This window comes from Acidovorax sp. LjRoot66, from assembly GCF_964253305.1.
GTDB lineage: Bacteria > Pseudomonadota > Gammaproteobacteria > Burkholderiales > Burkholderiaceae_C > Acidovorax.
On record NZ_CAXUQU020000001.1, the window covers coordinates 3,282,942 to 3,308,590 of the forward strand.

26 protein-coding genes and 1 pseudogene are annotated in these 25,649 nt (G+C 65.1%); 9 read left to right on the top strand and 18 right to left on the bottom strand.

Annotated elements, in window-relative coordinates; all coding sequences use genetic code 11:
- Positions 1–109: 109 nt before the first annotated feature.
- Positions 110–784 carry an alpha/beta hydrolase gene (locus ACSQ3Y_RS15515; RefSeq protein ID WP_436177949.1) on the top strand — a complete coding sequence of 225 codons (675 nt, stop codon included), beginning with the start codon at positions 110–112 and terminating at the stop codon, positions 782–784.
- 34 nt (positions 785–818) lie between these two features.
- Here the strand turns inward: ACSQ3Y_RS15515 and ACSQ3Y_RS15520 are convergent, their stop codons facing one another.
- The 4 genes from ACSQ3Y_RS15520 to ACSQ3Y_RS15535 all read right to left on the bottom strand — a co-directional run bounded on the left by ACSQ3Y_RS15520 (position 819) and on the right by ACSQ3Y_RS15535 (position 3,455).
- Positions 819–1,340, bottom strand: a complete 522-nt coding sequence (locus ACSQ3Y_RS15520; protein WP_436177950.1) for a hypothetical protein — start codon at positions 1,338–1,340, stop codon at positions 819–821.
- 116 nt (positions 1,341–1,456) lie between these two features.
- The gene (locus tag ACSQ3Y_RS15525; RefSeq protein WP_436177951.1) at positions 1,457–1,666 is read right to left on the bottom strand and encodes a hypothetical protein; all 210 of its coding nucleotides are present in this window, start codon (positions 1,664–1,666) and stop codon (positions 1,457–1,459) included.
- 79 nt (positions 1,667–1,745) lie between these two features.
- Positions 1,746–2,744 carry a hypothetical protein gene (locus ACSQ3Y_RS15530; protein WP_436177952.1) on the bottom strand — a complete coding sequence of 333 codons (999 nt, stop codon included), beginning with the start codon at positions 2,742–2,744 and terminating at the stop codon, positions 1,746–1,748.
- 480 nt (positions 2,745–3,224) lie between these two features.
- Positions 3,225–3,455 (bottom strand): hypothetical protein, encoded by a 231-nt coding sequence (locus ACSQ3Y_RS15535; RefSeq protein ID WP_436177953.1) that lies wholly within the window; start codon positions 3,453–3,455, stop codon positions 3,225–3,227.
- 362 nt (positions 3,456–3,817) lie between these two features.
- Here ACSQ3Y_RS15535 and ACSQ3Y_RS15540 point away from each other — a divergent pair, with 362 nt between their 5' ends.
- Positions 3,818–4,279, top strand: coding sequence for a hypothetical protein (locus ACSQ3Y_RS15540; protein ID WP_436177954.1), 462 nt, complete (start codon positions 3,818–3,820; stop codon positions 4,277–4,279).
- A gap of 379 nt (positions 4,280–4,658) precedes the next feature.
- Here ACSQ3Y_RS15540 and ACSQ3Y_RS15545 read toward each other — a convergent pair whose 3' ends face one another.
- The 6 genes from ACSQ3Y_RS15545 to ACSQ3Y_RS15570 form a co-directional block, all read right to left on the bottom strand.
- On the bottom strand, positions 4,659–6,350 hold the full coding sequence (locus ACSQ3Y_RS15545; RefSeq protein ID WP_436177955.1) for an ankyrin repeat domain-containing protein: 1,692 nt from the start codon (positions 6,348–6,350) through the stop codon (positions 4,659–4,661).
- Between the two features lie 194 nt (positions 6,351–6,544).
- Positions 6,545–7,201 carry an SMI1/KNR4 family protein gene (locus tag ACSQ3Y_RS15550; protein ID WP_436177956.1) on the bottom strand — a complete coding sequence of 219 codons (657 nt, stop codon included), beginning with the start codon at positions 7,199–7,201 and terminating at the stop codon, positions 6,545–6,547.
- Positions 7,202–8,166: 965 nt separating this feature from the next.
- Positions 8,167–8,628, bottom strand: a complete 462-nt coding sequence (locus tag ACSQ3Y_RS15555; protein WP_436177957.1) for a hypothetical protein — start codon at positions 8,626–8,628, stop codon at positions 8,167–8,169.
- Positions 8,629–8,715: 87 nt separating this feature from the next.
- Positions 8,716–8,868 carry a hypothetical protein gene (locus tag ACSQ3Y_RS15560; protein ID WP_436177958.1) on the bottom strand — a complete coding sequence of 51 codons (153 nt, stop codon included), beginning with the start codon at positions 8,866–8,868 and terminating at the stop codon, positions 8,716–8,718.
- 501 nt (positions 8,869–9,369) lie between these two features.
- Complete coding sequence (locus tag ACSQ3Y_RS15565; protein WP_436177959.1) at positions 9,370–10,254, bottom strand: hypothetical protein; 885 nt, start codon at positions 10,252–10,254, stop codon at positions 9,370–9,372.
- Between the two features lie 235 nt (positions 10,255–10,489).
- The gene (locus ACSQ3Y_RS15570; protein ID WP_436177960.1) at positions 10,490–10,696 is read right to left on the bottom strand and encodes a hypothetical protein; all 207 of its coding nucleotides are present in this window, start codon (positions 10,694–10,696) and stop codon (positions 10,490–10,492) included.
- A gap of 489 nt (positions 10,697–11,185) precedes the next feature.
- On the opposite strand from ACSQ3Y_RS15570, the gene ACSQ3Y_RS15575 reads away from it, so the two are divergent.
- Entirely contained in the window at positions 11,186–11,452 is a 267-nt protein-coding gene (locus tag ACSQ3Y_RS15575) for a hypothetical protein (RefSeq protein ID WP_436177961.1), read from the top strand.
- A 94-nt stretch (positions 11,453–11,546) separates the two neighbouring features.
- On the opposite strand, the pseudogene ACSQ3Y_RS15580 reads toward ACSQ3Y_RS15575, so the two are convergent.
- A pseudogene (locus ACSQ3Y_RS15580) lies at positions 11,547–11,714 on the bottom strand (epimerase); the annotation flags it as partial.
- Between the two features lie 362 nt (positions 11,715–12,076).
- Here ACSQ3Y_RS15580 and ACSQ3Y_RS15585 point away from each other — a divergent pair.
- Both ACSQ3Y_RS15585 and ACSQ3Y_RS15590 read left to right on the top strand, forming a co-directional pair.
- Positions 12,077–12,982: a LysR family transcriptional regulator gene (locus tag ACSQ3Y_RS15585; protein WP_436177962.1), complete on the top strand. Its 906-nt coding sequence runs from the start codon at positions 12,077–12,079 to the stop codon at positions 12,980–12,982.
- 314 nt (positions 12,983–13,296) lie between these two features.
- A complete protein-coding gene (locus ACSQ3Y_RS15590) occupies positions 13,297–13,908 on the top strand; it encodes an ester cyclase (protein ID WP_436177963.1) in 612 nt (203 codons plus the stop codon).
- 69 nt (positions 13,909–13,977) lie between these two features.
- Here the strand turns inward: ACSQ3Y_RS15590 and ACSQ3Y_RS15595 are convergent, their stop codons facing one another.
- Positions 13,978–14,859 (bottom strand): SDR family oxidoreductase, encoded by an 882-nt coding sequence (locus ACSQ3Y_RS15595; RefSeq protein WP_436177964.1) that lies wholly within the window; start codon positions 14,857–14,859, stop codon positions 13,978–13,980.
- Here ACSQ3Y_RS15595 and ACSQ3Y_RS15600 point away from each other — a divergent pair.
- The gene (locus ACSQ3Y_RS15600; RefSeq protein ID WP_436177965.1) at positions 14,850–15,797 is read left to right on the top strand and encodes an AraC family transcriptional regulator; all 948 of its coding nucleotides are present in this window, start codon (positions 14,850–14,852) and stop codon (positions 15,795–15,797) included. The two genes, ACSQ3Y_RS15595 and ACSQ3Y_RS15600, sit on opposite strands and share 10 nt — an antisense overlap.
- Before the next feature lie 240 nt (positions 15,798–16,037).
- On the opposite strand, the gene ACSQ3Y_RS15605 is transcribed toward ACSQ3Y_RS15600, so the two are convergent.
- Both ACSQ3Y_RS15605 and ACSQ3Y_RS15610 read right to left on the bottom strand, forming a co-directional pair.
- Entirely contained in the window at positions 16,038–18,842 is a 2,805-nt protein-coding gene (locus ACSQ3Y_RS15605; protein WP_436177966.1) for a PAS domain-containing protein, read from the bottom strand.
- Positions 18,843–18,959: 117 nt separating this feature from the next.
- Positions 18,960–19,634, bottom strand: a complete 675-nt coding sequence (locus tag ACSQ3Y_RS15610) for a hypothetical protein (RefSeq protein WP_436177967.1) — start codon at positions 19,632–19,634, stop codon at positions 18,960–18,962.
- 164 nt (positions 19,635–19,798) lie between these two features.
- On the opposite strand from ACSQ3Y_RS15610, the gene ACSQ3Y_RS15615 reads away from it, so the two are divergent.
- The gene (locus ACSQ3Y_RS15615; RefSeq protein WP_157412305.1) at positions 19,799–20,155 is read left to right on the top strand and encodes a hypothetical protein; all 357 of its coding nucleotides are present in this window, start codon (positions 19,799–19,801) and stop codon (positions 20,153–20,155) included.
- A 129-nt stretch (positions 20,156–20,284) separates the two neighbouring features.
- Here the strand turns inward: ACSQ3Y_RS15615 and ACSQ3Y_RS15620 are convergent, their stop codons facing one another.
- Positions 20,285–21,868, bottom strand: coding sequence for an NYN domain-containing protein (locus ACSQ3Y_RS15620; RefSeq protein WP_436177968.1), 1,584 nt, complete (start codon positions 21,866–21,868; stop codon positions 20,285–20,287).
- A gap of 169 nt (positions 21,869–22,037) precedes the next feature.
- Here ACSQ3Y_RS15620 and ACSQ3Y_RS15625 point away from each other — a divergent pair, with 169 nt between their 5' ends.
- Positions 22,038–22,391: a hypothetical protein gene (locus ACSQ3Y_RS15625; protein WP_057199776.1), complete on the top strand. Its 354-nt coding sequence runs from the start codon at positions 22,038–22,040 to the stop codon at positions 22,389–22,391.
- 246 nt (positions 22,392–22,637) lie between these two features.
- Here ACSQ3Y_RS15625 and ACSQ3Y_RS15630 read toward each other — a convergent pair whose 3' ends face one another.
- Entirely contained in the window at positions 22,638–22,976 is a 339-nt protein-coding gene (locus tag ACSQ3Y_RS15630) for a tetratricopeptide repeat protein (protein ID WP_436177969.1), read from the bottom strand.
- A gap of 132 nt (positions 22,977–23,108) precedes the next feature.
- Here ACSQ3Y_RS15630 and ACSQ3Y_RS15635 point away from each other — a divergent pair, with 132 nt between their 5' ends.
- Entirely contained in the window at positions 23,109–23,264 is a 156-nt protein-coding gene (locus ACSQ3Y_RS15635; RefSeq protein WP_436177970.1) for a hypothetical protein, read from the top strand.
- Positions 23,265–23,632: 368 nt separating this feature from the next.
- Here the strand turns inward: ACSQ3Y_RS15635 and ACSQ3Y_RS15640 are convergent, their stop codons facing one another.
- Positions 23,633–24,364 (bottom strand): HEPN domain-containing protein, encoded by a 732-nt coding sequence (locus tag ACSQ3Y_RS15640; protein WP_436177971.1) that lies wholly within the window; start codon positions 24,362–24,364, stop codon positions 23,633–23,635.
- Complete coding sequence (locus ACSQ3Y_RS15645) at positions 24,357–25,568, bottom strand: DUF262 domain-containing protein (protein ID WP_436177972.1); 1,212 nt, start codon at positions 25,566–25,568, stop codon at positions 24,357–24,359. Before ACSQ3Y_RS15645 ends, ACSQ3Y_RS15640 begins: the two co-directional genes overlap by 8 nt.
- Positions 25,569–25,649: the final 81 nt, after the last annotated feature.

The following is a 25,649-nucleotide window of genomic DNA, read 5'->3' on the forward strand; positions in this document are numbered from 1 at the left end:
GCACCGCTGACAGGCGGCAGCACGCAGGCGCGGACACCATGGGGCCATGGCCTTCTTGCACGCAGATTCCTTGTCCCTTGCGCATGGCAGCGCGCGGCCTGGCGCGCCAATGTTGCGGCCCGATGGCATCCAGCGCCCGGCCTTGCTGGTGCTGCCAGGCTGGGACGACCATGGCAAGGCCCAGTTCGACCTGCTCGACCAGGACCTGTCTGCCCAGGGCTGGCACTGCCGACGCGGCAACCTTCCCGATGCCGGCTGGCCTGCGGCCGAACGCGCCCGTGTGAACCGCGAGGACACCCTGCGCCAGACGCTGCGCGACTACCAATTGCTGCACGCCCAGGAGCGGCCTGACGCCGTGGGCGTACTGGGGTTCAGCTACGGCGGGTACATGGCGGCCCTGTTGGCGGGGATGTACCCGTTCGACTGGCTGGTGCTGCGGTCACCCGCGATCTATCCCGATGCGGACTGGATGCTGCCCAAGGAGGACCTGGACAGGCGCAAGGTGAACGCCTACCGCCACACCGTGCACACGCCCGAGGGCAACCGCGCGCTGGCCGCCTGCGCCGCCTTCAAGGGCGATGTGCTGCTGGTGCAGTCCGAACACGACCAGGTGGTGCCGGGCCCGGTGGCCGAAAGCTATGCCTGGGCCTTCGGCAACGCGCGCAGCCTCGTGCGGCACATGCTGCTGGAGGCCGACCATGCGCTCTCGCAGGCCCGCTGGCGGGACACGTACCACGCCATCGTGATGGACTGGCTGCGCGAACGCAGGTATGGTGGCCGGTGAAGGGGGTCTGCCTCTGCGCGCCACCGAGCCGTCACTAGCGCATCTGGTGGATGGTCTCGACGCCTCTTCGTCTGCGGCCATACCGCCAGCTGAAGGCACGCATCATCAAGGGCAGGGTCGAGAAAATCACAGCGGTCAGAACGAAGTAGCTCAGGTCGTTGATCATGACGGAGAGGTTGCTCCGGGCGAGCGGCGGGTAGCCGAGCAAGAGGGTACAACCCATACCGCCCCCCAACAACATCCCCTGCCAGCGGGGCAGCCTGTTCTTTGAGCCGCCCAGGTGTTCCGCCAGGCCAAACAGCAGCACTCCCAGGGTCAGAAAGAGTGCTATGGCGCTGGCAACCGCATACAGCGACATCCGATAGCTGAGGTAGTCCCCCGCAAGCCCTTCAAAAAGCCGGTTCGGGAGTATCAATTTGCATGTCCAGAGCCCTAGTCGCGGCTCGATCTTGATGCCCATTGCGAACACCGACAACAAGGCCAGGTTGATCGCTATCAGCAGCGCAGGCGGCAAACCCTCGTCAGCGACATGCCGCGCAAAGCTCTTGTGACCCAAAGTCGCTCCTCCCGCCTGGAGCACCGGGGTGGTCCTGAAGGACCACCATCAGCTCCGGCACTGGTGTTGTTGTGTTGCGGGAGTTTAGGTGACGCTTCGCTGGCGCCTGACCATTGTCACAAGGTGGGCATGGCTAACCTGCGGTGGCGCAGCAACAGTAGCCATGGGTTCTGTCGCGTGGTGTCAGCGAGCCCCTGCACCCGCGCCGGGGCCGCCGGAGGCACCTGCGCCAGCAGCGCCAGGTCCTGCTCCAGCACCTGCACCTGACGCCCCGGAACCGGCACCTGGGCCTGCTCCGGGGCGTGCACCAGCACCGGTGCCTGCATTGGCGCCGGCCGATGCCGCGCCGGGAGCAACTGCACCGGCGGCGCTACCGGGGCTCCAGCATTGTTGCTGCCGGCGATCTCACCCGATGGCTTCGATGCCCTCGGGCTCGCCGTCTACGTCGGAGCCATCCGTCTTTTGCTCGAAGCGGTTGATGTAGCACTTCTCCTGCATGACCCTCTGCGTCACCAGCAGGTTGATGCCCGTCTCGTCGACATGAATGCCGGAGCCCCAGCGGAAGTGCGGCTGGTTCACGCCCGGGGTGCTCGATCCATGCGTGATGAAGTGCCTGGCAGAGGCGGGATCTCCGAGGCCCTCTGACCAAGTGACCTGGTAGAGGTAGGCGTAGTCGGTGAAGAGCACCACCGCCTTCTCCCGCACAGCGAAGTTGACCAGGTACAGCTGGCCGTCCCCACCGTAGAGCAGGTTGATGGTCTGCGGGCCCGCATCATTGTGCTCAGGCACCTTGCAGGTGAACGCGTAGCCGCCCGTGACCGGCGCCGAAAGATCGCTGCCCGCAGTGCGGTAGAAGTACAGGTCGCTGCCCTGGAGGCCGACGATCACGTAGTTGCCGTTGGCCTCGTCGAATGCGACGCCGATGGATTCGATTTTGCGGTCGTCGCAGTCGGCGATCAGGCTGTTGTTGACCAGCGCGATCGAGGGGTTGTCGCTGGCCAAGCCTTCCACGTTGTACACCTGTATGCGGGTGTTGTTGTAGTCCTCCGTCTGCACCGGCACAAACAGGTACTTGCCCGCCAGTTGAATGCCCCCCGGATGGTTGAATGCCTGGCCATTGCCTCCCAGCGCAGCAGCCGACGGGCTGACATCAAGATGGGTGGTGAAGATGCATTGCTGGGGTGGCGAGACGCGAAACACATAGAGTTTTCCGCTGTCATGGCCGGAGCGGTTCTGGGTGATCAGGTACAGGTCCTCGTACTGGGCAATGCCCTGGAGATGGCTCTCACTCAATGCGTCGTAGTGCGAGGGGCCCTGCAGGCATTCGCGGTCGCCGTTTTTGTGCAGATTGTTGAAGGATGCCAGTGGGTTGGCCAGTGCGGATGAGACGGTAGTGGAGTTCACAGTGAGACCTTCGATTCGGTGGTTGATTGAAGGGAAAGGCGGCAGCCCGGCTGATGGCCAGCCAGGCAAACCACAAGGCAGATCCGGTCGCAACCGGCACGGTTGAGCGACTGCAGTTCCGCACGGTCTGTGCATGGCTTCATGGCTACCACCATGGGCAGCGCCACACCACCCAGCACCCACCAAATGCTAGGGATTTGTGCCGCGTTTGTATGTCCTCTAACTAGATGACAAATGCGGGCTGAATGCGTTTTTTGTGCCTGCACCTGCGGCCCCAGCCTCAGTGGCTGCAAACCACTGGTCGCTGCTGGGCAGGCGCGCGCAGGAGCTGCTCACTGACCGCACGGGGATGTCGGTCTTTTGATGCGGGGGGGCGCAGCGCAGGGCGTGGAATTCTGCGCGCGGGCATGCATGCATGGGTAGGGGCCTGGTGCGTGGACTGGCCCGCTCAATCCCTTCGTGCAAGCGTGATGCTGTCGATCAACTATCAACGAGCACCAGCACCAGCACCAGCACCGGCACCGGCACCAGCACCAGCACCGGCACCGGCACCGGCACCGGCACCGGCACCGGCACCAGCACCAGCACCGCCGGATCCTGCGCTGCCAGCGCCTGCGCCTGCTGAACCGGCTCCGGCGCCCACGCCCGCGCCGGGGCCGGCCCCCGTACCGGCACCTGGCCCCGCGCCCACGCCGCCAGCTCCAGTTGCACCGGCACCCACCCCCGCGCTGCCGCTCGTACCGGCTGCCCCGCTGCTCGCGGCACCTGCGCTACTCCCTGTCGCAGAACCCGCTGCAGCGCCTGGGGCCGCACCGGGTGCGGTGCCGGCCGCACTGCCAGGTGTGCCCGCGCTGGTGCTGCCACCCGAGCCCGTGCCAGGAGGCGCACCTGCCACGCTGCCCGCGCCTGCGCCGCTGACCCCGACACCAGCGCTGGTACCCGGGGCGATACCGGTGCCTGTGCCAGTGGCGCTGCCTGCACCAGTGCCGGTGCTTGCGCTCGAGCCAGGGCTGGTGCCGCCCGATGGCGTGCCGTTACCGGTGGTGCCCGGGCTCCCTGTCGGATTGCCCGTCGTGGCTGCTGTCGTGCCCGTGCTGCCCGTCGCGATGCTGCTGGGGATGCCAGCAGTAGGCGAACCGGAGGCCGGTGTACCTATGCTGCTGCTCGGAATGCCACTGGGGATGTTGCCCGAAATGCTGGCGTTGCCGATGCTGCTGTTGCTGCTGGGTGTGGTGGTGGTGCTGCTCGGGTTGCCGGTGGCAGCCGTGGGCGTGGCGGTGCTGCTGGGCACGCTGCCGGGGATGCTGGAGGGGCTGGTGGTGGCGTTGCCGATGTTGCCGCTGCTCGGGATGCTGCTCGGAATATTGCCAGGAACGGTGGTGTTGCCGATGCTGCTGTTGCTGCTCGGCGTGGTGGAGGTGTTGCCCAAGGCACTGCCGGGGGGGGCCGTGCCCGGTGTCGCGGTGCTGGGGTTGCCAATGGTCGAGATGGCCGGCGTGGCCGGGCTTGCGCTGCCGAAGCCGCCCTGGCTGTAGGCATGCTGCGATACGGTGAGCGCGAGCACCGACAGGGCGATCAGTGGGGCCGCAAGGCTGCGGTGCGAACGGGAGACTGGGGTGGTCGACATGGGGAGCTCCTTGAAGGATGGCGGTGGCCGTGGTGCCACCATGGCTCCCATGTTGAAACCGGCGGGCGTGCGGGGCGGTAGGGACACAGGCGCGCCCCCGGTAGGACGGGGCCGTTCACGCCGCGCGGCCCGCAAGCCGGATGCAAGCGCAGGTAACGCGCCCAAGGCCGCACGCAAGGGCGCGTCGCACCCCGACACAGGGTGAACAGATGCTGACAACTGGTGGGCGGGCGCGGCGTGGGTGCCACTGCCACCCACAGCGTGCCAGGCTGTCTCTCAACCGGTCGCTAAGCCTGCGCGCTGGCGGGCTGGCTCAGCAGGTAGTCCGCCACGTCTTCCGAGAACCTGCTGCGCCGCCCGCCCAGCAGCACGGCGCCGTCGTCCGTGCCTTCGGGGTCGGGCCGCGCGCCGGGCATGCCGTGGGCCACCAGGGCCTGGGCGCAGCCGACCCAGTCGCCGCCGGGGACGGGCTCGTTGAGCGAGGCCCATGACAGCGTACCGCTGGCGTTATCGCCAAAGCCGTGCAGGGTCTGCCAGTCGGCGCCGTGCGCGAGCAGGAAGCGGGCGAGGGCCGCATCGCCACGGAACACGGCCTGGTTCAGGGCCGAGGCATCCCAGTCGCCACCGCGCACCTCGATGGGCCAGCCCAGGGTGACCATGGTGCGCACCGCATCGCCGCAGCCCTGGGCCGCCAGCTCGGGCAGCAGCCGCAGCTGGGCGGGGCCCAGCCTGCCGATGGTGCCAGGGTGTGCGGCCTGCAGGGCGCGGGCCGCCGCTTCGTCGCCGCGTGCGCAGGCGGCGATGAAGGCCTCGTCCGTGTCGGGTGGCGCATGGCCGCTGGTTACTGCCGTGGCCGCCTGCAGCAGCTGTGCCACCTCGGTCAGGCCGTAGCGCAGGGCCATGGTGTGGGCGGGCGTGCCGTCCTGCATGCGCGCATCGGGCCTGGCGCCTGCGGCCAGCAGGGCCGCGATGTGCGCGGGCGAGCGGCGCCGGCGGATGGCCCACAGCAGCTGCGAACCCCAGTCCGACGTGGGCGGGCCCTGCGGTGCTTCGTTGGCATCGCCGCCGTGCGCCAGCAGCAGTTGCAGGGTGGCCAGGTCGTCGAGGTCGAGCACGCGGTACATGGCGTTGGTGCCGGTGATGCGGGCGCCGGCTTCGAGCAGCAGCCGGGTGCACTCGGGGTTGTCGAGCGCGTGGTAGAGCGATTCGTTGTCATCGGGCTGGGCGCCGGAACCGAGCAGCAGTTTCGTCATCTCGGGGTCGAGGTTGCGGCCGGCAGCGCCGTACAGGGCCGAGAGGCGCTCGGTTTCTGCCGGTGCCTGCAGCGAGGCCGGGGGCCAGCGGTTGCCCACCGACTGGTCGGGCGATGCACCGGCCGCCAGCAGATGCTGTGCGCAGGCGATCAGCCGCTCGCGGTGGCTCGGCAACTGCAGCAGGCCGGAATGCGTGACCGCCACCAGTGGCGGCAACTGCAGCGGCCCACCTGCGCGGTGCACCCAGCCGGGGTCCTGCGCGGTGGCCTGGCGCAGCACGGCTTCGTCGCCGGTGGCGCAGGCCAGCCAGGGGTCGCTGTTGCCGAGCAGGGCGGGGTGGTCTTCGAGCAGGCGCAGGGCCACGGCAGGCCGCGCGCGGTTCATGCCGCCGCAGATATCGCCCGCATAGACCAGGCCCAGCCAGTGCAGCAGGGCCTTGCCCGGGTCATCGGCCTGGGCCCGGCGCGCGACGACAAAGCCCTGCAGGTCGGCCCAGGAGGCAAAGCCGTACTCGCGTGCAATGCACGACTGCGCATCGTGCAGGCGCAGGCCCTGGGCGGCGAGGGTGGTGTCGTCCTTGCCTGCAGCGGCGGGCAGGGCGGTGCGAATGCGCTGCAAGGCGGCAGCGTCGTTGCCGCGGTACAAGGCCAGGAGATCCTTGGCCTGTTTCTTGAGGTGGCCGATGTCGGGCCGGGCGGGAAGGCGCTTGCAGGGCGTCGTCGTCATGAAGAAAACCTCCGTGCATCATGTGCCGATGGCCCGCAGATCCGGCTGCACAAAAGGCGGTGGACAGGCGTGTGGGGGAGGCAGCAGCGTGGCGCTGGTGTCCTCCGTGCAAGTGGGTTCTACCCTTCCCGCGGGCCCGGGGGCGGCTTGCACCGCGGGTGGGATGTTAGCCGATGTGAAAGGGGTGCCGGCCGTCAGAGCTGCACGCCGTCAGGGTGAGCCGGTTCGTCGTCCAGCCCCGCCAGGAAATCGGTGAAGCTCCGCGCCAGCACGATGACCTCAGGCTCTTCGCCGTACATGTCGACCCAGACCACGCGCGGCTCGCCCGTGGGCCCGCAGGCGCTGTAGTCAAACATCAGCACCGTGTGCCCGGCGGTCGGGGTTTCGGCAAACACGAAGCCGAAGCGGGGGTAGCCCCAGTCGGCATGGATGGTGTGTTCGGTGGCGATGTCGATGCCGTACCTGCCGCCGATGCCGCGTATGCCGGTGATGGCGATGTGGTCCGCCGCCCAGGAGGTGGGGCGTTGCATGGGAAAGCAGTCGCGCCGTGGGCAACCGCCGTTCTGGGTGTAGAGCAGGTCCACGTAGGCGGCGGGGAAGCGGTAGCCCAGGGCGGCCTGCGCCGCCTCCAGCGCCGTGCGGGTCAGCGGCGGGCCGGTGAACCAATCGGGGCCGTCGAACGGGTTGTTGCTGTCCGTGGCGATGGGTGCTGGCATCTGCTTGTTGCGGGCCAGCAGGTGCAGGGCGTCGTCCACGTGGCCTGCTGCGGCTTCGAGCGCGGTGCGGCATTCGGAGATGGGGGCACCGGATTGCTGGTGCACGCAGTGCAGGTCGCGCAGGTGGATGGGCATGGGGTGGATTGCTGCGGCGCTGGAGGCGGGTGTTTGTGAGCTACGGCATCATAGGTTTGTTGTGGTTGTGGTTGTGGTGGCCGTGTGCCTTGGTTGAGGGCGGAGGCCGGGGTGTGCGCCCGGCGGCGCAGTAACTTTCTCTTGCGTCGCCAAGAGAAAGTCACCAAAGAGAAGGCGACCCCCAGTCTGCGTCCCCCGTACGCCCTGTCGGGCGAACGGGGGCAACCTGCGATGCTCGGTCCTGGGGTGGTGCCGCAGAACTCGCTGCGTTCTTCGAACTCCGCTCAAACAGCTGCGGCAAGCCAGATCACGAAGTGCGTGTGTCCTGCGGCACACGCACCCACCCCAGGCCCTGCGCTTCTCGGCGCAGCCAGCAGGGGTGGGGAGCGGGTACCGCACGGCTGCTGCTTCGCAGCTGCGCCTGGGGTCGGGGACGCGCTGAGCGCTGCCGACGGTTGGGCATGAAGGCCCTGCCCAGGCCGAGCGAAGCAATGGCCCGAGTGGAGCCCGCTCCCACCCCCTTCTGACCGTGCCGAGAAGCGCAGGGCCTGGGGTGAGCGCGTGCCGAAGGACACGCGCATCGTCATCTGGCTCGCCGAAGCTGTTTGACCGGAGCTGCCTCGCAGAGGCAGCGCAGGGAGTTCTTCGGCGTCACCCCAGGCCAGAGCATCGCAGGCTGCCCCCTCGCCACCGGCGAGGGGGACACGGGCAGCGGGGTCGCCTTTTCTTTGCCTACTTTCTTTTGGCGAAGCAAAAGAACAGTAGGTGCGCCGCCGGGCGCACACCCCGGCCTCCGCCCTCAACACAACAACAGAAGCGACCACAGACACCAAGGCGCAACACCACGCTTCGCCCGCCGGGCCGAGACCCGGCCCCCGCCCTCAACCAAAGCATGCCGCAGGCAAGGCACCACCTGCGCAGTTAAGCCGTATCCGCCGCAAGCCAGCAGCGGCGCAACCCTGCTGCTACCCGTTCTCCAGACTCAACTCCGGCCAGGAACTGAGCGGCGCGGGCCCGGTCGGCGGGTCATCCGGGTCCGCCAGTGCGTTGATCGCCGGCCGGGGCGCCAGGCACATCTGCAGGTACAGATAGTCGCGCAGCACGGCACGGCCGGGTTCGAACTGCACAGGGGGCATTTCGTCGCCGGGCTCGAAGAGCACGTCGATCTCGACCTTGGCGCCGCGGGGCGGGTTCAGAAACTCCTGCGCGGCGGCGATGGCTTCGATCCAGACAAAGGCGCCTGCGATCTCTGCCGTGGCGAAGGCTGAGGAGGGCAGGTTCAGCCCGGAGTGGACCAGCGAATAGTCGTGCCAGGCCATGTAGGGGTGCACGCCAGCGGCCAGGCAGACTTCGAGCGCGGCGCGCTCTGCCATGGCAGCCTTCTCTGTGCTGTCTGCATCCTCGGGGTAGGCAAGCACTAAACGCATGGGGAGGTGCTCCGGGTCATCGGCCATCGTAGCCACAGACCCCGCGTTTGATCAATCAAACAATTGCCACCACCTGTGCCGGCGCACCTACATCGGTGCTGGCGTGGGGTGCGGCCCCAGGGGCTCGGGTGGCAAGGGGTTGCCGGGCAGGGGATCGGGCACGGGGTCCACCGGCCCCATGGGGCTGGGGTGGGTAGCCCCGAGCAATTGCTGCAGCAACGAGGGGAAGTGGAACAGCATGGTGGGGGGCTTTCGTGTGCGTGGGGCCGGCGCTGGCCGTGTGATACGGATTTGCCGTCAACCGTCTAACTTCGTTGGTCCGCCTTGCCGTGCTACAGCACTGTCTGCGGCTTCCCGCCTGGTTATACGGCTGAAGGAAAATCCGTATGAGGGGCTCGAAGGCCATGGTCACGCTGGAGCGGGTCGGGTGCTGTAGGACGGGTCCGCGTGGTGCCGCCGGACGGCGGCAAGACAGGTAGGGGCTGGGCTTCTGTGGCTGGGCTTTTCGAATGGCTTGTTGCACATCAGCCAACGCCTGCTGGCAAGGCATTGCCTTGTCGCAGGCGCCAGATGGAGGGGTGCGCAAGGCACGCGGGCCTGCCCACGGCCCTGTCGACAATGAAGGCGACGCCGCAGGCACCCGTGGCACTTGGCTGCGCGCTGGACGGAGGGTTCCGGGCGCGGCGCGCCTTGGTTGGCACGGCGGGGCAGAGCTGCGCCGCCCTGCGTTACCGCACTCCATCACTCCTTGGTCTTGCCCTGGGCTGCCCCCGCGGTGGTGCCCGGGTTGGTGGTGCTGCTGCCTTGCTGGCTCTTGGCCGGCGGGTTCTGCACCACCTGGCCCGACTGGTTGGAGCCGAGCAGCCCCTCGTTGCGGCTGCGCGAGGTGCGCCAGGTGTTGAACTCGTCAGAGAATTTCTGGTAGCGCTCGTTGCGCCACGAGTCGTAGTCCTCGTCGAGCAGGCGCAACTGCTCCTGGCGCCAGGCAGAGTAGTCGGGGTCATGGTGCTCGCGCTGGCTGCTGCGGTACAGGGGGTTGCCCTGCTGCTGGCGGTCGTAGTTGCCACCGTAGCCTTCCTGCCGGGCATCCGGCCGGCCGTCGTAGCCATAGCCGTAGCTGCGGCCGCGCTGGATGGAGTAGCCGTCGCCCTGGTCACGCTCAGGGCCGCCATAGCCTTCGCGGGCCCAGGCGTCGGGGCGGTTCAGGCGTGCACGGTCATCCTGGCCGTAGCCGCCACCATAGTTGCCGCCGCTACCGTACTGTTGCTGCTGGCGAAAGCGTTGCTCTGCTTCGTACGGGTCGTAGCCACCGATGTCGGGGCTGCGCGCGCCGTAGCCATAGCCGCTGTCGCGGTTGCTGCGGTAACCGCTGCCCTGGCCTTGGTCGTAGCGCTCGCGGCCAAAATCCCGTCCGGCATCGCTGTGGGCTTGCCAGCTGCGCCCGCCCTGGTAGCCCTGGCCGTCGCGGCGACCGCCGAAGGGCTCGTAGCGGCCTGTGCGGCTGTCCCCGGGGATGGAATGGCTGGTGCGCAGGTCTTCGTCGCGGGCCAGGTCGGGGTGGTCGTTGTCGCGGTGGTTCATTCCGTGGCGCGAAAAGCCACTGTCGTCACTGTCTCGGTATCCCATTGTCTTGCTCCTTGGGCGGGGCGGGCGGCGGCGCGTGCGGTACGCAGGCCAGGCCGCGCGCCCCTCTTTCTTCAAATCCAATCAATGAATCGATCAATCAATTCATCCATCAACGGTGCCGTTGAGGTCACCGTGGTTGGCGGAACTGCGGCCCGCAAGCCGCTGTGCACCAGGAAGGCGATCCATCACGCCCGCCTGCGCCGGGACTGTTGCGGGCCGCAGAAGCCGGGCCCCATCAGTGCTGGGTTTTCTGCGACCGCTGGTCCGATGACTCACCTTGCTGGCGACTGGCCTCGTTGTTCTGTTGGCCTTGCTGGCCCTGCTGGCGGCTACCCGGGCTGCCCGTGCTCTGCTCCTGCTGGCGTTCGCCCGAGGGGTTGCGCTGCGGGTTGTTCGTGTCGTCCTGGGTCTGGTTGTTGCCTTGGGGGTTGTTCTTTGGCATACACGTTCTCCTGTTGAGGTGAAAACATTGCACACGACGACCGTGTGTGACTCCATTCTTGGGCGCCGCGACGGCGCTGTTTTGTAGGTCTTGTCCTATGCGCCGGTCAGAAAAATCCCATGCCCGGTAAGCAGATGCACGGGCGGTATCCAGCGGGCCTGCGGGGCGCCGATTTGTAAGCCAGGTGAGCGGGCGCTAGCCCGGGCGGGGCCTCCACGCATTGGCCTGCAGTCCTACAGTGGGGGGAGGGGCGGCACTTTTACGATGGTTGCGCCGCGAGGTTTGCGGCGTCTCTCTCCCTCGTGACCATCGCGAGTTGGGCCCGCCGCCGAGCGGGCCCTTTTTTGGGGGCGCGGGCAGTACACAATGGCTTACTTCTCGCGCAGGCTTTGTTGGACACCCGGCCAGCCCAGTGTTGCTACCATGGTGCCACCTGGGCATCGCTCAGAGGAAGACCTGGGCCTGCCCCTACCCCCTGCCTGTATGCCAATGTCCTCAGCCGTTTTCCGATTCACGCGCGACGGGCGCGAATCGCACAGCACCATGATCAGCGCGACCACGGACGCGATGAGCGTCGTGCTCGTCTGGCAGGCTTTGGGCGCCGCGCGCCGGCACGAGGTGCTGGACGACAGCGGCGAGGAGTTTCTGGTGGTGCGCCTGATCTACCCAGGCGAGCAGGCCGATCAGGCCATCAGCGACCTGGACGAGCAGTGCGACACGCATGGGGTGCTGCGCGAAGAGGTGCCGGGAGGCTGAAGCACTCCGTGAACCTGGTCAGGGTTGTCTTGCACAGGTTCCGAGGCGTGTTCGCCTCCTCTTTCTGGCCTTCAAGCGCGCGGCCGGAGCGTGCTGCGGCCGCCAGTGTCTGCCGTATTCCCTCTGCATAGGGTGTCTTGCGGAGCGGCCCGATCAGTTGCTGCAGGGCGGAGTCGTCCATGACCAGCGGGTCGGTCATCAGGTAGTTCATCTCCACCATCTCGCGCATGAAGGGCTTGAACAGGCCGATCAGGCGCAGCATTTTGGTCATGGTGATTTCCTGGGGTGGGGTTTGGAACGAGGGCTTGCCGAAAAGTGCGTCATTGATGGACGTAGCAAACGCCAGCACCGGCTGCAGGTAGCAATCGAGGAACAGCCGGATCGGCATCCGCAGATAGCCTTCCAGCGCAGCGATACCGATGGAGAAAGCCGCCGGCCCAGCCCGGCTTGCCAGAGCGGCCAACTCGCAATCGCTGCGAGAAGGAAGGGGCAGGGCGGTGGTGGCTGCCTGGTTCATGCGGGGCTCCTGTGATGGGTTGGGTGGCTCTTGCTGTGTGGGACTGCAGTTTGCGAGATGGGTAGTTAAAAGAAAATTGCTTAGAATCGCATTGCCTCTATAAATAAATGCATGCCGTGACCGACAACGAACCGAACTGGGAGTGGTACCGCACCTTCCTCAACGTGCTGGAGACAGGCTCCCTTTCGGCGGCTGCACGCAAGATGGGGCTGACCCAGCCCACCGTGGGGCGCCACATCGACAGCCTGGAGGACGCGCTGGCGCTCAAGCTCTTCACGCGGTCGTTCGATGGCTTTGCGCCCACCGATGCCGCGCTGGAGCTGGCGCCCTATGCCAATGGCGTGGCCGCTACAGCGGCGGCGCTGCGCCGCGTGGCCAGCAGCCACGGCTCAGGCGTGCGCGGCACCGTGCGCCTGACCGCCAGCGAAGTCATCGGCGTGGAGGTGCTGCCGCCCATCCTGGCCGCCCTGCGCAGAGAGCATCCGCAACTGACCATCGAGCTGGTGCTGTCGAACGCGGTGGACGACCTTCTGCACCGCGAGGCCGACATCGCTGTGCGCATGGTCAAGCCCACGCAGGAGGCGCTGGTCGCCAGGCGCGTGGGCGGTGTCGAGATCGGGCTGCACGCGCACAAGCGCTACCTGGCAGCACATGGCACCCCCAGGACGATGGACGACCTGGCCGGCCACGCCATGGTCGGGTTCGACCACGAGACCCCGTTTCTGCGCAAGCTGCAGGTGCAGTTTCCGGCATTTGCGCGGGCAGGGCTGGCGTTCCGTGCGGACAGCGACCTGGCACAGTTGGCCGCGATACGCGCGGGCTACGGCATCGGTGTGTGCCATGTGGCACTGGCGGCGAAGGACAAGTCCCTGGTGCGCGTGCTCAAGTCCAGGTTCGCGCTGGCGCTGGACACCTGGATCGCCATGCACGAGGACCTGCGCGAAAGCCCGCGCTGCGCGGTGACGTTCGCCGCGCTCGCTGCGGGCCTGGGTGCCTACATCAGGCAGCCGTAGCCCCACACCCTTTTTCCTCTGGCGCCCCTGCGGGCGCTGTAGCGCCATTGGCCCCAGGCGCGGCCAGCCCGTGCCCGCAATCGATCACCCGGGTGGTTCATGGGTATGCATAAATGCATGGACGCTAGCCTTATTTAGGCAATTCCCTTTGAGGCGGTGCGCACGCAAACTTCTCCCATCGCAGCACGGCTTGACAGCGCAAGAGCCCGCAGGGGCTTGCCCCGGCAGCTGCGGAGAACGCCAGCAACCGGGCGATGACCCCCAGGGCCATCGTCCCCCTTCAACGCATCGAACCTTGATTCCAGGAGCTTTCCATGACCACTTTGACCCAACGCCATGCCCACCGCGGCTTCTATGCCATCGCTGCCGCCGCACTGGTGGCGGCCAGCCTGACCACCGCTTTTGGCGCCACGCCCGACCCTGGCGCTGCCAACCCGAAGCCCATCGTGCCTGTACGCTCCGTGGCCTCGTCAGCTGCCTCCCACCAGGCACTGGCCACCCAATGGCTTGCTTTCTGGAACGGCGACCTCGACCTTGCCAAGACCATCGTCGCCCCCGACTTCGCCTTGCATGCCACCCTGCTGGACGGGCGGCCCGACACCGAAATCAGTGGCCCGGCGGGTCTGGCGGGCTGGGTGGCCCAGAGCCACGGGCTGTTTGGTGACCTGCGCTTCACGGTGCAGGTGGGCCCCATCATCGACGGCGACTTTGCCGTGCTGCGCTGGGTGGCGGTGGGCCGCTACCGCGGCGGCATTCCTGGCGCCTACGCGCCCGTCGGCACGCCGCTGCGCTTCACCGGCACCGACATCCTGCGCATCGAAGGCGGCAAGGTGAAGGACTACTGGCTCAACGCCGACACCGGCGATCTGCTGATGCAGTTGAAGGTGGGTCAGGGCCCGGCGACACAGGCAGCACCGGCCAGGTGAAAAGCTGCTGTGCCGTGCGGCGCACGGGCTTTCATTCCGGATGCAGGAGGCCAGGTGTCCTTTTGCCTGCTAAGCCTGCGCCGTGGGCCTGATGATGATCTCGCCCACATCCACCTCGGCGGGCTGCTCGATGGCGAAGGCGATTGCGTGGGCGATGGCCTGCGGCGGGATCGCCATGTTTTCCATCGCCGCCAGGGTCTGGGCCTTGAGCGCCGGAACCGTCATCGAATCCGCAAAACCTGTTCGGGTGAAGCCGGGCGAAATGACCGTAACGCGCAGGTTCTCGCCAGCCTCTTGCCGCAGCCCTTCCGATATCGCCCGCACGGCGACCTTGGTGGCGGCATAGACCGCCATGTTGGGGACGATTCGGTGCGCTGCCGTGGACGCAATGTTGACGAAGTGCCCGCACCCCTGCGCCCGAAAGACAGGCAGCGCCGCCGCGATGCCGTACAGCACGCCCTTGATGTTGATGTCGATCATCGAATCCCACTCCTCGACCCGAAGATCGTCCAGCGCAGAGATCGGCCCGATACCGGCATTGTTGACCAGCACATCCAGCCGCCCGTAGCGCTCCATGGCCAGCGCCACGATGCTGGCAACATCTTCACGCCGGGCCACATCGAGCCGCGCCGTTGTGCATGTGCCCCCCGCATCGGTGATGCGTGCGGCCAGCGCCTGCAACCGGTCCACTCCGCGTGCCCCGAGCACCAGCCGCGCCCCGCGCGCTGCCAGCAGCAGGGCTGTGGCCTCGCCAATGCCGCTGCTGGCGCCCGTGATGAGTACCACCTTGTTCTTGATGTCTTGCATGTGAAAGCCCTTTCGCCCACGGGCGCCGTCCCCGCGAAACGGTTCTTTGGCGCCATTGGCGTCCATGATGAAGCGGGGGAGGGTGGTTGGTCGATAATCAAAAACACCATCCTGATCATCGATCGTACAAATCCATGGACCCACTCTCCCAGGTCTTTTCTCTGCTCAGGGTGCAGAGCCTGCCGTCTGCACGCATCGAGGTGCGTGGGCCCTGGGCCATGCGGTTCGACGGGCGGCCCCACGCGAAATTCGGTGCGGTGCTGCAAGGCGCTTTCTGGTTGTGGACCGAGGATGGGACGCCGCCCTTGCATTTGAAGGCCGGGGACTTCTACCTGCTGACGCGAGGGCAGTCGTACTGCACAGGCAGCGACCCGTCGCTCGAAGCCATCGACGGGCGCGATGCGCTCGCACGGTTGGTGGGCCGTGATGGCGTGGTCCGTTTCGGCGAGGCAGGCGACAAGGTCAGCGCCGCAGGAGGCCGCTTCGTGTTCGATGGCGGGGCAAAGGCGCTGTTGCTCGACTGGCTTCCACCCATCATCCACGTGCCCGCCCGGTCACAAGGCGCCGCGGCGCTGCAGGCCCTGCTGGAGCTGCTGCGCCTGGAGACCCAGGCCGTGCGCCCTGGGGCCGCCGTCATCGCCACCAATCTGGCCACCATGGTGCTCATGCAGTGCTTGCGGGTGCACCTGGCATCGGGCGTTCATACACCCGGATGGCTGGGTGCCCTGCACGACCCCAAGATCGGCCCCGCCCTGGGCCTTCTGCATTCGGACCACACGCGTGCCTGGACGCTGGTTGAACTGGGATCGCACGTGGCCATGTCGCGCACTGCGTTCACTGAGCGCTTCAAGGCGCTCGTGGGCGTGCCCCCGCTGCGCTACCTGCATGCATGGCGCATGGCCGTGGCCGCCGCAGCGCTGAAGGCCGGCGACCTGGCCATTGCCCAGGTTGCCGAGAGCGTGGGCTACGGGTCGCCCGCAGCATTCAGTTCAGCCTTTCTGCGCGCCACGGGCATGCGCCCAGGGCAGTACCGGTCGAGCCGTGCGGCATCCTGGCCAGGGCCGGTGCAGACCCAGGCATGAGCCATGGTGCCGCCGTGCTCGGCGAGCCTTTGCCAGCCTGGCCGCTGGCGGTGCGGCCGCGCACCAGCACCAGGGGAGCAGAGCCCACTCGTCTTTCGTGGACCTGCCCGCGCTGTATGCAGGCAAGGCACCCTGGCGGTGGCGCAGTTGGTGGCGCCGCGCGTTCTGCGCGGCGGTGTGAACACCAGGGCTGCCAATTGCTGAAGGCACCCCAGAGGCCAGTGGCCAGGCACCCGGCAGTTACCTCGCCCCATCCAGCATCTGCCGCACCTTGTTCACCAGGTGCGGTATCTCAAAGGGCTTGGTGAGGATGGCCATGCCTTCGTCCATGAGGCCGTTGCCCACGGCGGCGTTTTCGGCGTAGCCGGTGATGAACAGCACCTTGAGCCCTCGGCGCACGCTGCGGCCGGCGTCGGCCACCTGGCGGCCGTTGAGGCCGCCGGGCAGGCCCACGTCGGTGAGCAGCAGGTCGATGCGTTCGGGGCCCTGCAGCAGGTGCAGGCCGGTGGGGCCGCTGTCGGCCAGCAGCACGCGGTAGCCGGCCTCGGCCAGCACCTCGCTGACCAGCTCGCGGATGGTGTGCTCGTCCTCGATCACCAGCACCGTCTCGCCTGCACCTGGCGCCAGGTCGTGGTGGGCCGCTGCGGCTTCCTCCTGCGCATGGCCCTGGTGGCGCGGCAGGTACAGGTGCATGGTGGTGCCCTGGCCCGGGGCCGATTGCACGCGCACCTGCCCGCCCGACTGGCGCACGAAGCCATACACCATCGACAGCCCCAGGCCCGTGCCCTCGCCCAGGGGCTTGGTGGTGAAGAAGGGGTCGAAGATGCGCTTGATGAGACCCGGTGGCATGCCGGAGCCGGTGTCGGCCACGCTCAGCACCAGGTATTCGCCGGGGGCCAGTTCGTGCTCGCGGGCGCTGCGCTCGTCCAGCACCCGGTTGGCGGTGGTGATGAGCAGGCGCCCGCCCTGGGGCATCATCGCGTCGCGCGCGTTGATGCACAGGTTGAGCAGCGCGTTTTCCAGCTGCGAGGGGTCGATGCGGGTGGCCCACAGGTCGGGGGCGGCGGCCACCTGCAGGTCCACTGTGGGGCCCACGGTGCGGGCGATCAGGTCCTGCATGCCGGTCACCAGGCGGTTCACGTCCACGGGGCGCGGGTCCAGCGTCTGGCGGCGCGAGAAGGCCAGGAGGCGCTGCGTGAGGCTGGCGGCGCTGCGCACCGAGCGCTCGCACATCTCGATGTAGCGCTCCAGGCCCTCGCGCTTGCCCTTGGCCATCTGGATCTTCATGACCTGCAGGCTGCCGCTCATGGCGGCCAGCAGGTTGTTGAAGTCGTGCGCAATGCCGCCGGTGAGCTGGCCCACGGCCTCCATCTTCTGCGCCTGGCGCAGGGCCTCTTGCGCCTCGTCGAACGCGGCCTGCTGGCGCAGCCGGTCGGTGATGTCCACACCGGTGGCAAACGCGCCGATCTGCGTGCCGTCGGCGGCGCGCAGCACTTCGAACTTGAGCTCATACTGGCGCTGGGCAATCGCCGGGTTGCCGAACTGGCCCTGGATGGTGAAGGACTCGCCGGCCATGGCACGCTGCCACAGCGCCAGCGCGGCCTGCACATCGGCCCCCGTGCCGTTCAGCAGCGCGGTCAGGCTATCGCCGGGAGCGGGGCGCACGCCGTACACGCGCTCGTACTCGTCCGCATTGGCCTGGTTGATGGCCAGGAAGCGGTAGTCCCGGTCCAGCACCTGGATGAAGGCGTCGGTGGTCTGCACGATGGTGGCCAGCACGTCGCGCTCGGCCGTGCGCTCGGCCAGCGCGGCGGCGTGGTCCTTTTCGTCCTGCACGTCGCGGGTGATGCAGTAGACCAGGCCCTCTTCAGGCACCGCCACCCAGGACAGCCAGCGCCAGCCGCCGGCCTTCATGCGGTAGCGGTTTTCAAAGCGCAGCACGGGCAGGCCGCGTTCGCTGGCATCGGCCCAGGCGCGCTCGCTGGAGGCCAGGTCGTCGGGGTGCACCAGCTCACGAAAGCCCATGCGCTGCATCTCGTCTTCCGTCCAGCCCAGCGTGCGTTCCCAGGCGGGGTTGGCGGCCTCGAAGTACCCGCTGGCGTTGATCACGCACAGCAGCTCGGGGCTCACGGCCCAGGCTCGGCCACGCGAGAGGGTGCGCTCGATCACCTGGCGCTCCAGGTCGGCGTTGAGGGCGCGCAGCCGCGCCTCGCTGGCCTGCGCGGCTGCCTGGGCCTGCACGCGCTCGGTCACGTCGTAGCCGCCGACGAAGATGCCGTGGATGGCGCCGGCGTCGTCGCGCATGGCTTCGTAGAGGATGTCGATATGGCGCTCGTGGGCCTCGCCCTGCAACTGGATGGGCATGGCCGAGGCTTGCATGGGCTCGCCGGTGGCGTACACCCGGTCCAGCATTTCGTAGTATCCCTGGCCTGCCAGCTCGGGGAACACTTCGCGCACGGTGCGGCCGATGAAGTCGCGCGGGCCCGAGATCTTCACGTAGGCAACGTTCACGTACTCGAAGGTATGTTCAGGTCCGGTGAGCACGCCCACAAAGCCGGGCATCTGCTGCAGCAGGCGCTGCTGGCGCGCGCGCTCAGACCGCGCCTTGCGCTCGGCGAGCACCTTGTCGGTGGTCTCGACCACCGTGTCGAGCATGGCGACGATGGCGCCGTGCTCGTCGAACCAGGGGCTGTAGCAGAAGGTGAAGTAGGCATCCTCCAGCGTTCCGCTGCGGTCGATGCGAAGCGGGAAGTCTTCGATGAAGGTGGACTCGCCCGCCAGGGCCTTTTCGGCAATGGGTTGGAGGCTCTCCCACGCCTCGGCCCAGGTCACGCGCAGGGGCTGGCCCAGTGCGTCGCCCTTGCCGCCCAGGATGGTGTGGTAGCCGTCGTTGTACAGGGCGATCAGGTCCGGCCCCCAGAACAGGCAGGCGGGAAAATCGGAGCCAAGCATCATGTCCACCGCGATGCGCAGCGATGCGGGCCATTGCGCAATGGGCCCCAGTGGCGTGGCAGCCCAGTCGAATGCGCGGATGCGGGCGCCCATTCGGCCACCGCCACCATGGAATGCAGAAGATCGATGTGGGAGTGGTTTTATCGGGTCGGCTGACATGCGGTTACGAGGATAACCGGACCACAGCGCACAAGTTTGTCAGCCATTGCCTCATTGCACCCAGCGGAACGGCACGGTCTTGACCCCATCGCTGTTCCACGCCGACACGGTGCCCGTGATCTCGCGCCCTGCAGCGGTCTCCTTCGCCTGGATCAGGCTCAGGTGGTAGCGGTAGCCATCGCCATGGGCGGCGCGCGCCTGGGCGATGGCACGCGCCGCCGCATCGGTGTGCTGCAGGGCCATGCTGGCACCGGCCAGCAGCACGGCGATGCCCGCGCCCATGGCAATGGGCCAGCGCGTGCTGCGCACCTTGAGGCCGGCAGCCGCAGTGGCTGAAAGCACCGGGGGCGCGCCCAGCTCGCGCGCCAGCCACGCCATCAGCGCCACGGTGAACACCAGCAGCACGCCGCCGAGCAGGGCCAGCGCGGCATGCGTCTTGATCATCGCCAGCGTCAGGCCCGGCGGCTGCAGCAACGGCGACACCAGCACCACCGCCGCCAGCAGCGCCAGCATGGAGATGGACATGCGCCGCACGATGGACGCCGCGCGCAGGCTGCCGCGCAGCAGGAAGATGCCGCCCGCCACGGAGAAGATGTTGAAGCTCGACACATAGGGCACGTCGAGTGCCAGGCAGACGAGCCAGGCGACGATGTCGATGCCGCCCACGATGAGCAGGGCCAGGCCGGTGCGGTGCAGGTGGGGGCGGTAGGAGGTATCGGTGGGCATGGGCTGTAATCGGTTTGCCCCGCAGTCTACGTGGGCTTGCCGGTCTTTCAGGCTTTGCCGACGGCTGCCATGCCGCATCGCCGTCTTGAAGTGCCGCCATGGGTGCGGCGTCTCAGCCTGTCAGTACGTTTTGTGACAGGCCATGCGCTCGATGTGTCTATAACGTGAAAGCGTCTTCGGTACTGGTTGGCGCAGAAGAAGTACAACCTGAATGGGAGAAGCGCATGGGATTTGTTGGTTTTTCGGGCTTGCTCGCTTTGTTCGCACTGGCCGGGTGCTCGGCCATGACCCGGCCGTTGGAGGTGCACATCCGGCCCGATGCATACCAGGTCGGCAGCGTCAAGTCAGCGCTTGCAACCCCCGCGGTGGACGAGGTGGTGCGCGTCAACCCCCGGAGGGTCTTGATGGTGACGTGCCGCAGCACGCCCCCGGCCAAGATCATTCAGTTTGAAGTGGAGCTGCGAGCGCGGCACAAGGCCGAGTTGCAAGGCACTCTCACGAGCGAAGGCTGCGCTGCGTAGGCATTTTTCCACCCCACTCCATCCCGAACCAGGGCACGTCCCATCGCGAAGACTTACTCCGTGTTGTCCGAGGGAGGCCCTTGCGGCCAGCGGCGGTAGTCGCTCGGCCGCAAGGGTACGCAAAGGGGACTATTCCGCCGTTTTGGCCGACTTGCCTTCACCGCGTGGCTTGCGTGCACGGGGTGCCGCTGCAGCCTTGGCGGGTGCGGCTGCAGGGGCGGCAGTAGTCGTCTTTTTGCCCCTTGCCGGTGGTGCGGGCTCGGCCGCAGGTGCGTCGGCCTGCGCTGCGGCTGGCTTGCGCCCGCCGCTGCTGCTTGCGCCCTTGCGCGGTGCAGGTGCCGTGGCCGCACGGCGGCTGCGGGGCGCGCGCGCGGTGGCCGAAGCGGCTGCGCCAACGCTGTCCGCGGCGTCGTCCAGCGCGTCTACCATCGCAGCGGCTGCTGCCTCGGCACGCTCGTCGGCGGCCTCGGCATCGTCTGCCGGCTCGTCGCGGTAGGGCGGTTGTGTTTCAGCAGGCTCTGGCGTCGGCACGGGGGCGGGCGCTGGCTGGGTGAAGTAGCTGGTGCGGGCCGGGCGCTCGGCTGGCGCGTCGTCGCGCTCGTCGGCGCCCTGGTGGTCTGTGCGGGCGTCTGCATGCTGTGGCTGCTGCAGGTCTTGCCGCGCATCCGCATGCTGCTGCGTCGCGCCGGATCGCGCGGAGCCGTCTCCACGGCGCCCGCGCGAGCGGCCGCCGCGCCCGCCACCGCCTTCACCGCTGCCGCCGCCAGAGGCATCCGGCAGCGCTGCCACGGCGTGGAAGTCATGGCGCTGGTTGCCCGCGTTGTTGCCCTGGCGTTCGGCGGGGGCTGCATCGCTGCGGCCGGCAGACTCGGGCGCATCGCCACCTGCGGTGCCCAGGCCGCGGAACACATACGCGCCAGACCGTTCGTCGCGGCCAAACTCCAGCAGCCCGCGCGCCTGCGCCTCTTCGAGCAGGTTGCCGAAGGTGCGAAAGCCGTAGTAGCTTTCGCTGAAATCGGGCTTGCGGCGCTTGATGGCTTCCTTGAGCACCGAGGCCCAGATCTTGCCGCTGTCGCCGCGCTCGGAGGTCAGGGCCTCGAAGGTCTCCACCGCCAGCTCCACGCCCTGGGCGCGGCGCACGTCCTGCGATTCCTTGCGGCTGCGCTCTTCCTCGGGCGTGCGGCGCGGGGCGGGCGGCGAGCCGGGGCTCTGGCGCCGGGCCAGGGCGCGCTGCTTTTCGCGCACCAGGTCGTCGTAGAAGATGAACTCGTCGCAGTTGGCGATCAACAGGTCCGAGGTGGACTGCTTGACGCCCACGCCGATGACCTGCTTGTTGTTCTCGCGCAGCTTGGAGACCAGGGGCGAGAAGTCCGAATCGCCGCTGATGATGACGAAGGTGTTGACGTGCGACTTGGTGTAGCACAGGTCCAGCGCGTCCACCACCAGGCGGATGTCGGCCGAGTTCTTGCCCGACTGGCGCACGTGGGGGATCTCGATCAGCTCGAAATTGGCCTCGTGCATGGTGGCCTTGAAGCCCTTGTAGCGCTCCCAGTCGCAATAGGCCTTCTTGACCACGATGGAGCCCTTGAGCAGCAGGCGCTCCAGGATGGGCTTGATGTCGAATTTGTCGTACTGCGCATCGCGCACGCCCAGGGCGACGTTTTCAAAGTCGCAAAACAGGGCCATGCTGATATTGTCGGGAGGGGTTGCCATGGAAGTGTGTCCGTTCTAGTTCGGTTGACATCATCACACGGATCGCGTTTGGCCCTGTGTCTGCATGGGCTCAAGCGCCACCCCAACCGCGCTCGGATACCATCGTTGCCAACGTCTTATCCGCCCGCCTGTCTGCTTATCCACCTCATCGACACCACGGCTTGATGACATGATCGACATCATTTACTACACGCTGATGCTTCTTCTCGGGTATGCCGTGTACCGCTACGGGCAGAAACAACTCGCCAAAGGATATCGCGACGAGAACGACGAAGTCACCAAGCCGCCCCTGGGGCCGGTGGGCTTCGTGGTGTGCGCTGCCATCACCGGCTTTCTGTCCTTCGGCCTGCTGCGCGCGCTGGCCAGGGGCGAGATCGAATGCGTGGGAAAGGGCTGCAGAGGACAGGTCTACACCCTGGCAGAACAGGCGGGCCAGTACTGGAGCAACATGTTCTTTCTGGCGTGGATCGTGCTGTTCCTGGCGTACATCCTGTACGTGACATTCAGGATGTGGAGGGGCTAAGAGCGGCTAACAAAACTCTTCTGGCGTCGTTGCAGCGTCTTGTCGTACTGCCTGCGACGCAGCGCCTAGCCAGAACCGCTTCGCTGAGTTTTGTTAGCCGCTCTAAGAGGCTGAGAGTCTTTCGTCCATGCCCGCCTTGCACGCCAAAACACCCCGGCTCGTCGTTGCAAATGCTCACCATAGCCCGAGCTATGGCTGCGCTTTGCGCCTAGATCCAGGGCGTTGTGGCACGCCTTTCGGGCACGGTCAAAAACTCCCAGCCTCTGAGGGCTGGTCTGAGCGCTGCAGGCGGCGCAGGAACACCTGCATCTCCTTGCGGGCCTGGTGATCACCCTTGCGTTCGGCCACGGCCATGCCCTGGGTCCAGGCGTCCTGTGCGGCCTCGGTGTTGGCGTTGAGCGCGTGGGCCTTGCCCAGCAGCTTCCACGCGGCGGAGTAGTCCGGGGACCATTGCAGGCACCGCTGAAGGTGGGCGACGGCTGTGCCAGCGTCGTTCATTTTCAGGTAGTGCGATCCCAGCGTGAACCGGAGCACGGCGTTGTCCACCCCGCGCTGGAGCAGGGCTTCGAGGGGTTGGATGTGCATGGTGCAGGGGCCTTGGTAGTTGCATTGCCCGTGTTTTTAAAACATCAACCGCACTTGAGGTCAAGTGCCGCCAGGTATGCTGTCGGGGGACCTCGCGGTGGGTTGCGAAGGGACCACCAAAGACAACCGACCATGAAGCCATTGATCGCTGTTCTGCTTTCCCTTGCCGCCCTGCTGGTAGGCGGTTGTGCGGATACCAAGGAGGGCAAGCGCTATCCCTACGACCTTGGCAGCCTGATCCAGCGGGCGGACCGCATCGAGGTGATTGAGCATTCACTCAGAGTTTGATTTCACCGATGCAAAGACCGGTGGGCTGCGGCCGGCCAAAGAGCGCATCTACAAGCGCATCGTTTTGACGCAGCCGCAAAGGGCTGGTTTTCAGTCCGCAATCGGATCGCTCGACCCCGAGATCCAGAGCGCATTTCAGGACTGCATGCCGGTGTTGCACCGCCGGAGTTCTTTGCCAGCGGCAAGTTGCTTGATTCCATGATTGAGTGCGAGTAGATCGAGTGGCGTTGGAACATGGCGACGCCGCCTTGAGTGTTGTATGGCGGGCTGATTGAAAATCACTGGTCGGCGAAATGAGGACAGGGAAATGCCTCGCCCTCTTTCCCTGTTACTGGTTATTTTGCGGCGATCTATAGATCAGTTGTTTTTTATTTTATTATCCAGCTGAATAGATTTTTTATACGCCACGTTGGATGTGCTGGTGTGCCATTGAATGAGGCGCCAAAATTCCCTCGTTGCCAAGAAACCCAAGCATCAATGTCTTTGAATGAGGATATTAATCCAGTGGAGAGGGATGGGTTGCCCCATACCAGCAACTGACATTTTGCCCAAACGTCATTTGGGTTTACTGATGCCGGTGATGCCATTGAAAACGTTCGCGCCTTGTGTGCGAATGCTCCTCGAAGATCGCAAAAACTCTCTAAATCAATTTTCCATGTAGGATCGACTTTGTCTCCCGATAGGCCCATGGGAATTGCAAGTTTTGCTAAGTATTTTTCACGAATGCCGTGATTTTCTGTAATGATGTCTCGATATTTTCCAAATGCCTCGCCGAATCGTTTGCTTAAAATTCTCTTTTCATTTCTTTGTCCAATTAAAATTGCTCCGGCAGCTAGTTGTTCAATGTTTGAGTAAGTTATTAGTGCAAGTGATGATGAGATGTATTTGCCGTTCAGTGCATTTGTCTGTACATCTTTGCATAAGTCTTCGAATATGGTTTCAACGAAATACTCTATTTCCGCATGGGCCAGCACCACGAATGCCCTAGCCAACTCTGACTGCTCAAGCGAAGGGAGGACGGCACCCATTGATGCATCTAAGTAGATTGCTTTTAGATTATGAAGATTGTTTTCCAAAATCAAAAATGCACTGCTAGCCATTTGGCATCCTTGGAAAGGTAATCTCTAATCCGGTTGCTGTTTCAATCTTTGTCTTCCATATTCTATATCTATTTTTTATTGCGACAATTGATTTTGTAGTGCCGGAAATTGACTGGACGAATTCTTGATCTGTATTGCAAACTTCAATGAATAGTGATTTGACGTCGATTCCATCCTTTTTGACTAGATCGGAAAAGCCTTCGTCGAGAATTGAAGCCACTTGGACGTCTAAGATTGCTCGATTTACTTGATACTCAAATTTTCCATCTACCCATCTGCGGCCGACATTCTCTGCGCCGCCGAATGCGTCAAAAAGCAGGGAAAAACCATTTTCAATCTTCGAAACAAGATCGATGACGGCTGGTCCTTTTTCATTCCAATCTCTATTCAACGCGCTTTGTGTATCATCCAAAAAAGGCTTCAAATTACCTTTGTACATTGGAAGTCTGGTGGCAAAAGCAACCATTCTTAAAAGCAAATCGACATCTCGCATTCTAAAGTCTGGTCCACGAATGCCTAGTAGTTTCTGAATTGTCTTGCTGTCTGCTGATCTATTCCCGAGGAAGCTTGTGAATTGTCCCGGCTTCATGGCCTGCCGAAGCTCTTGAGGTGAAAGTTTGGCGCTGCCTGTATTAAGGCGAATAAAGACTTCGTATAAATAGTCTTCATCTGGCCAATTTCTAATTAGAGCACTGCGAATGGTGTGGTTGTCGAATTGGGTTTTTAGTTGTGATAAATCGATGGTATTTTGAATATCTTGATAAGTTTTACCATTTAGATGGGAGAGTACCTTTAAGCCTGTCAGCTTTAGGTGAGAACGTCTTGCCGATTCTTCCCAGAATGGATGATCCTGGGGGAATTGGCCGGCAAACTGGGCGAGTGTTAAGAGTCGTTGCTTTCCGTCAAGGACTACATATGTACCTCGTTGTTGCTTTCTTTCTGCCAGTACAATTTGAGGGATAGGTAGTTGCAATGCAACGGATTCAATAAATCTACTTTTATTGGGCAAAGACCATGCATCTCGGCGTTGAAAATCTGGCGATAGCTCAATATTGCCTTCTTCAATTTGTTGTAGAAGAGTGCGAATAGTCCAGTCCGTCCCATAAAGTACGGCATCGCGAAATCTGTCGGATTCAGAGGTTGATACTGCCTCAAGCTCATCGTCGGCATCATCAGCGAAATTTTCCAGCGTATTGTCTTCCAAGATAGCGTCCTCATTGAAGTTAATTTGGTATTTTGCAATGCTCCTTCAATAGTACAGCCTTGTCTCTTGGTTGTCAGGGGA

What these genes read in the sequence shown, in the direction of transcription:
- ACSQ3Y_RS15565 (WP_436177959.1), bottom strand. Translation starts at nt 10,254, where the DNA reads ATGGGATACCGAGACAGTGACGACAGTGGCTTTTCGCGCCACGGAATG.
- ACSQ3Y_RS15625 (WP_057199776.1), top strand. Translation starts at nt 22,038, where the DNA reads ATGATCGACATCATTTACTACACGCTGATGCTTCTTCTCGGGTATGCC.
- ACSQ3Y_RS15605 (WP_436177966.1), bottom strand. Translation starts at nt 18,842, where the DNA reads ATGGGCGCCCGCATCCGCGCATTCGACTGGGCTGCCACGCCACTGGGG.
- ACSQ3Y_RS15525 (WP_436177951.1), bottom strand. Translation starts at nt 1,666, where the DNA reads ATGCAGGCACCGGTGCTGGTGCACGCCCCGGAGCAGGCCCAGGTGCCG.
- ACSQ3Y_RS15555 (WP_436177957.1), bottom strand. Translation starts at nt 8,628, where the DNA reads ATGCGTTTAGTGCTTGCCTACCCCGAGGATGCAGACAGCACAGAGAAG.
- ACSQ3Y_RS15550 (WP_436177956.1), bottom strand. Translation starts at nt 7,201, where the DNA reads ATGCCCATCCACCTGCGCGACCTGCACTGCGTGCACCAGCAATCCGGT.
- ACSQ3Y_RS15545 (WP_436177955.1), bottom strand. Translation starts at nt 6,350, where the DNA reads ATGACGACGACGCCCTGCAAGCGCCTTCCCGCCCGGCCCGACATCGGC.
- ACSQ3Y_RS15570 (WP_436177960.1), bottom strand. Translation starts at nt 10,696, where the DNA reads ATGCCAAAGAACAACCCCCAAGGCAACAACCAGACCCAGGACGACACG.
- ACSQ3Y_RS15515 (WP_436177949.1), top strand. Translation starts at nt 110, where the DNA reads ATGTTGCGGCCCGATGGCATCCAGCGCCCGGCCTTGCTGGTGCTGCCA.
- ACSQ3Y_RS15635 (WP_436177970.1), top strand. Translation starts at nt 23,109, where the DNA reads ATGAAGCCATTGATCGCTGTTCTGCTTTCCCTTGCCGCCCTGCTGGTA.
- ACSQ3Y_RS15590 (WP_436177963.1), top strand. Translation starts at nt 13,297, where the DNA reads ATGACCACTTTGACCCAACGCCATGCCCACCGCGGCTTCTATGCCATC.
- ACSQ3Y_RS15630 (WP_436177969.1), bottom strand. Translation starts at nt 22,976, where the DNA reads ATGCACATCCAACCCCTCGAAGCCCTGCTCCAGCGCGGGGTGGACAAC.
- ACSQ3Y_RS15640 (WP_436177971.1), bottom strand. Translation starts at nt 24,364, where the DNA reads ATGGCTAGCAGTGCATTTTTGATTTTGGAAAACAATCTTCATAATCTA.
- ACSQ3Y_RS15620 (WP_436177968.1), bottom strand. Translation starts at nt 21,868, where the DNA reads ATGGCAACCCCTCCCGACAATATCAGCATGGCCCTGTTTTGCGACTTT.
- ACSQ3Y_RS15585 (WP_436177962.1), top strand. Translation starts at nt 12,077, where the DNA reads ATGCATGCCGTGACCGACAACGAACCGAACTGGGAGTGGTACCGCACC.
- ACSQ3Y_RS15610 (WP_436177967.1), bottom strand. Translation starts at nt 19,634, where the DNA reads ATGCCCACCGATACCTCCTACCGCCCCCACCTGCACCGCACCGGCCTG.
- ACSQ3Y_RS15560 (WP_436177958.1), bottom strand. Translation starts at nt 8,868, where the DNA reads ATGCTGTTCCACTTCCCCTCGTTGCTGCAGCAATTGCTCGGGGCTACC.
- ACSQ3Y_RS15575 (WP_436177961.1), top strand. Translation starts at nt 11,186, where the DNA reads ATGTCCTCAGCCGTTTTCCGATTCACGCGCGACGGGCGCGAATCGCAC.
- ACSQ3Y_RS15600 (WP_436177965.1), top strand. Translation starts at nt 14,850, where the DNA reads ATGGACCCACTCTCCCAGGTCTTTTCTCTGCTCAGGGTGCAGAGCCTG.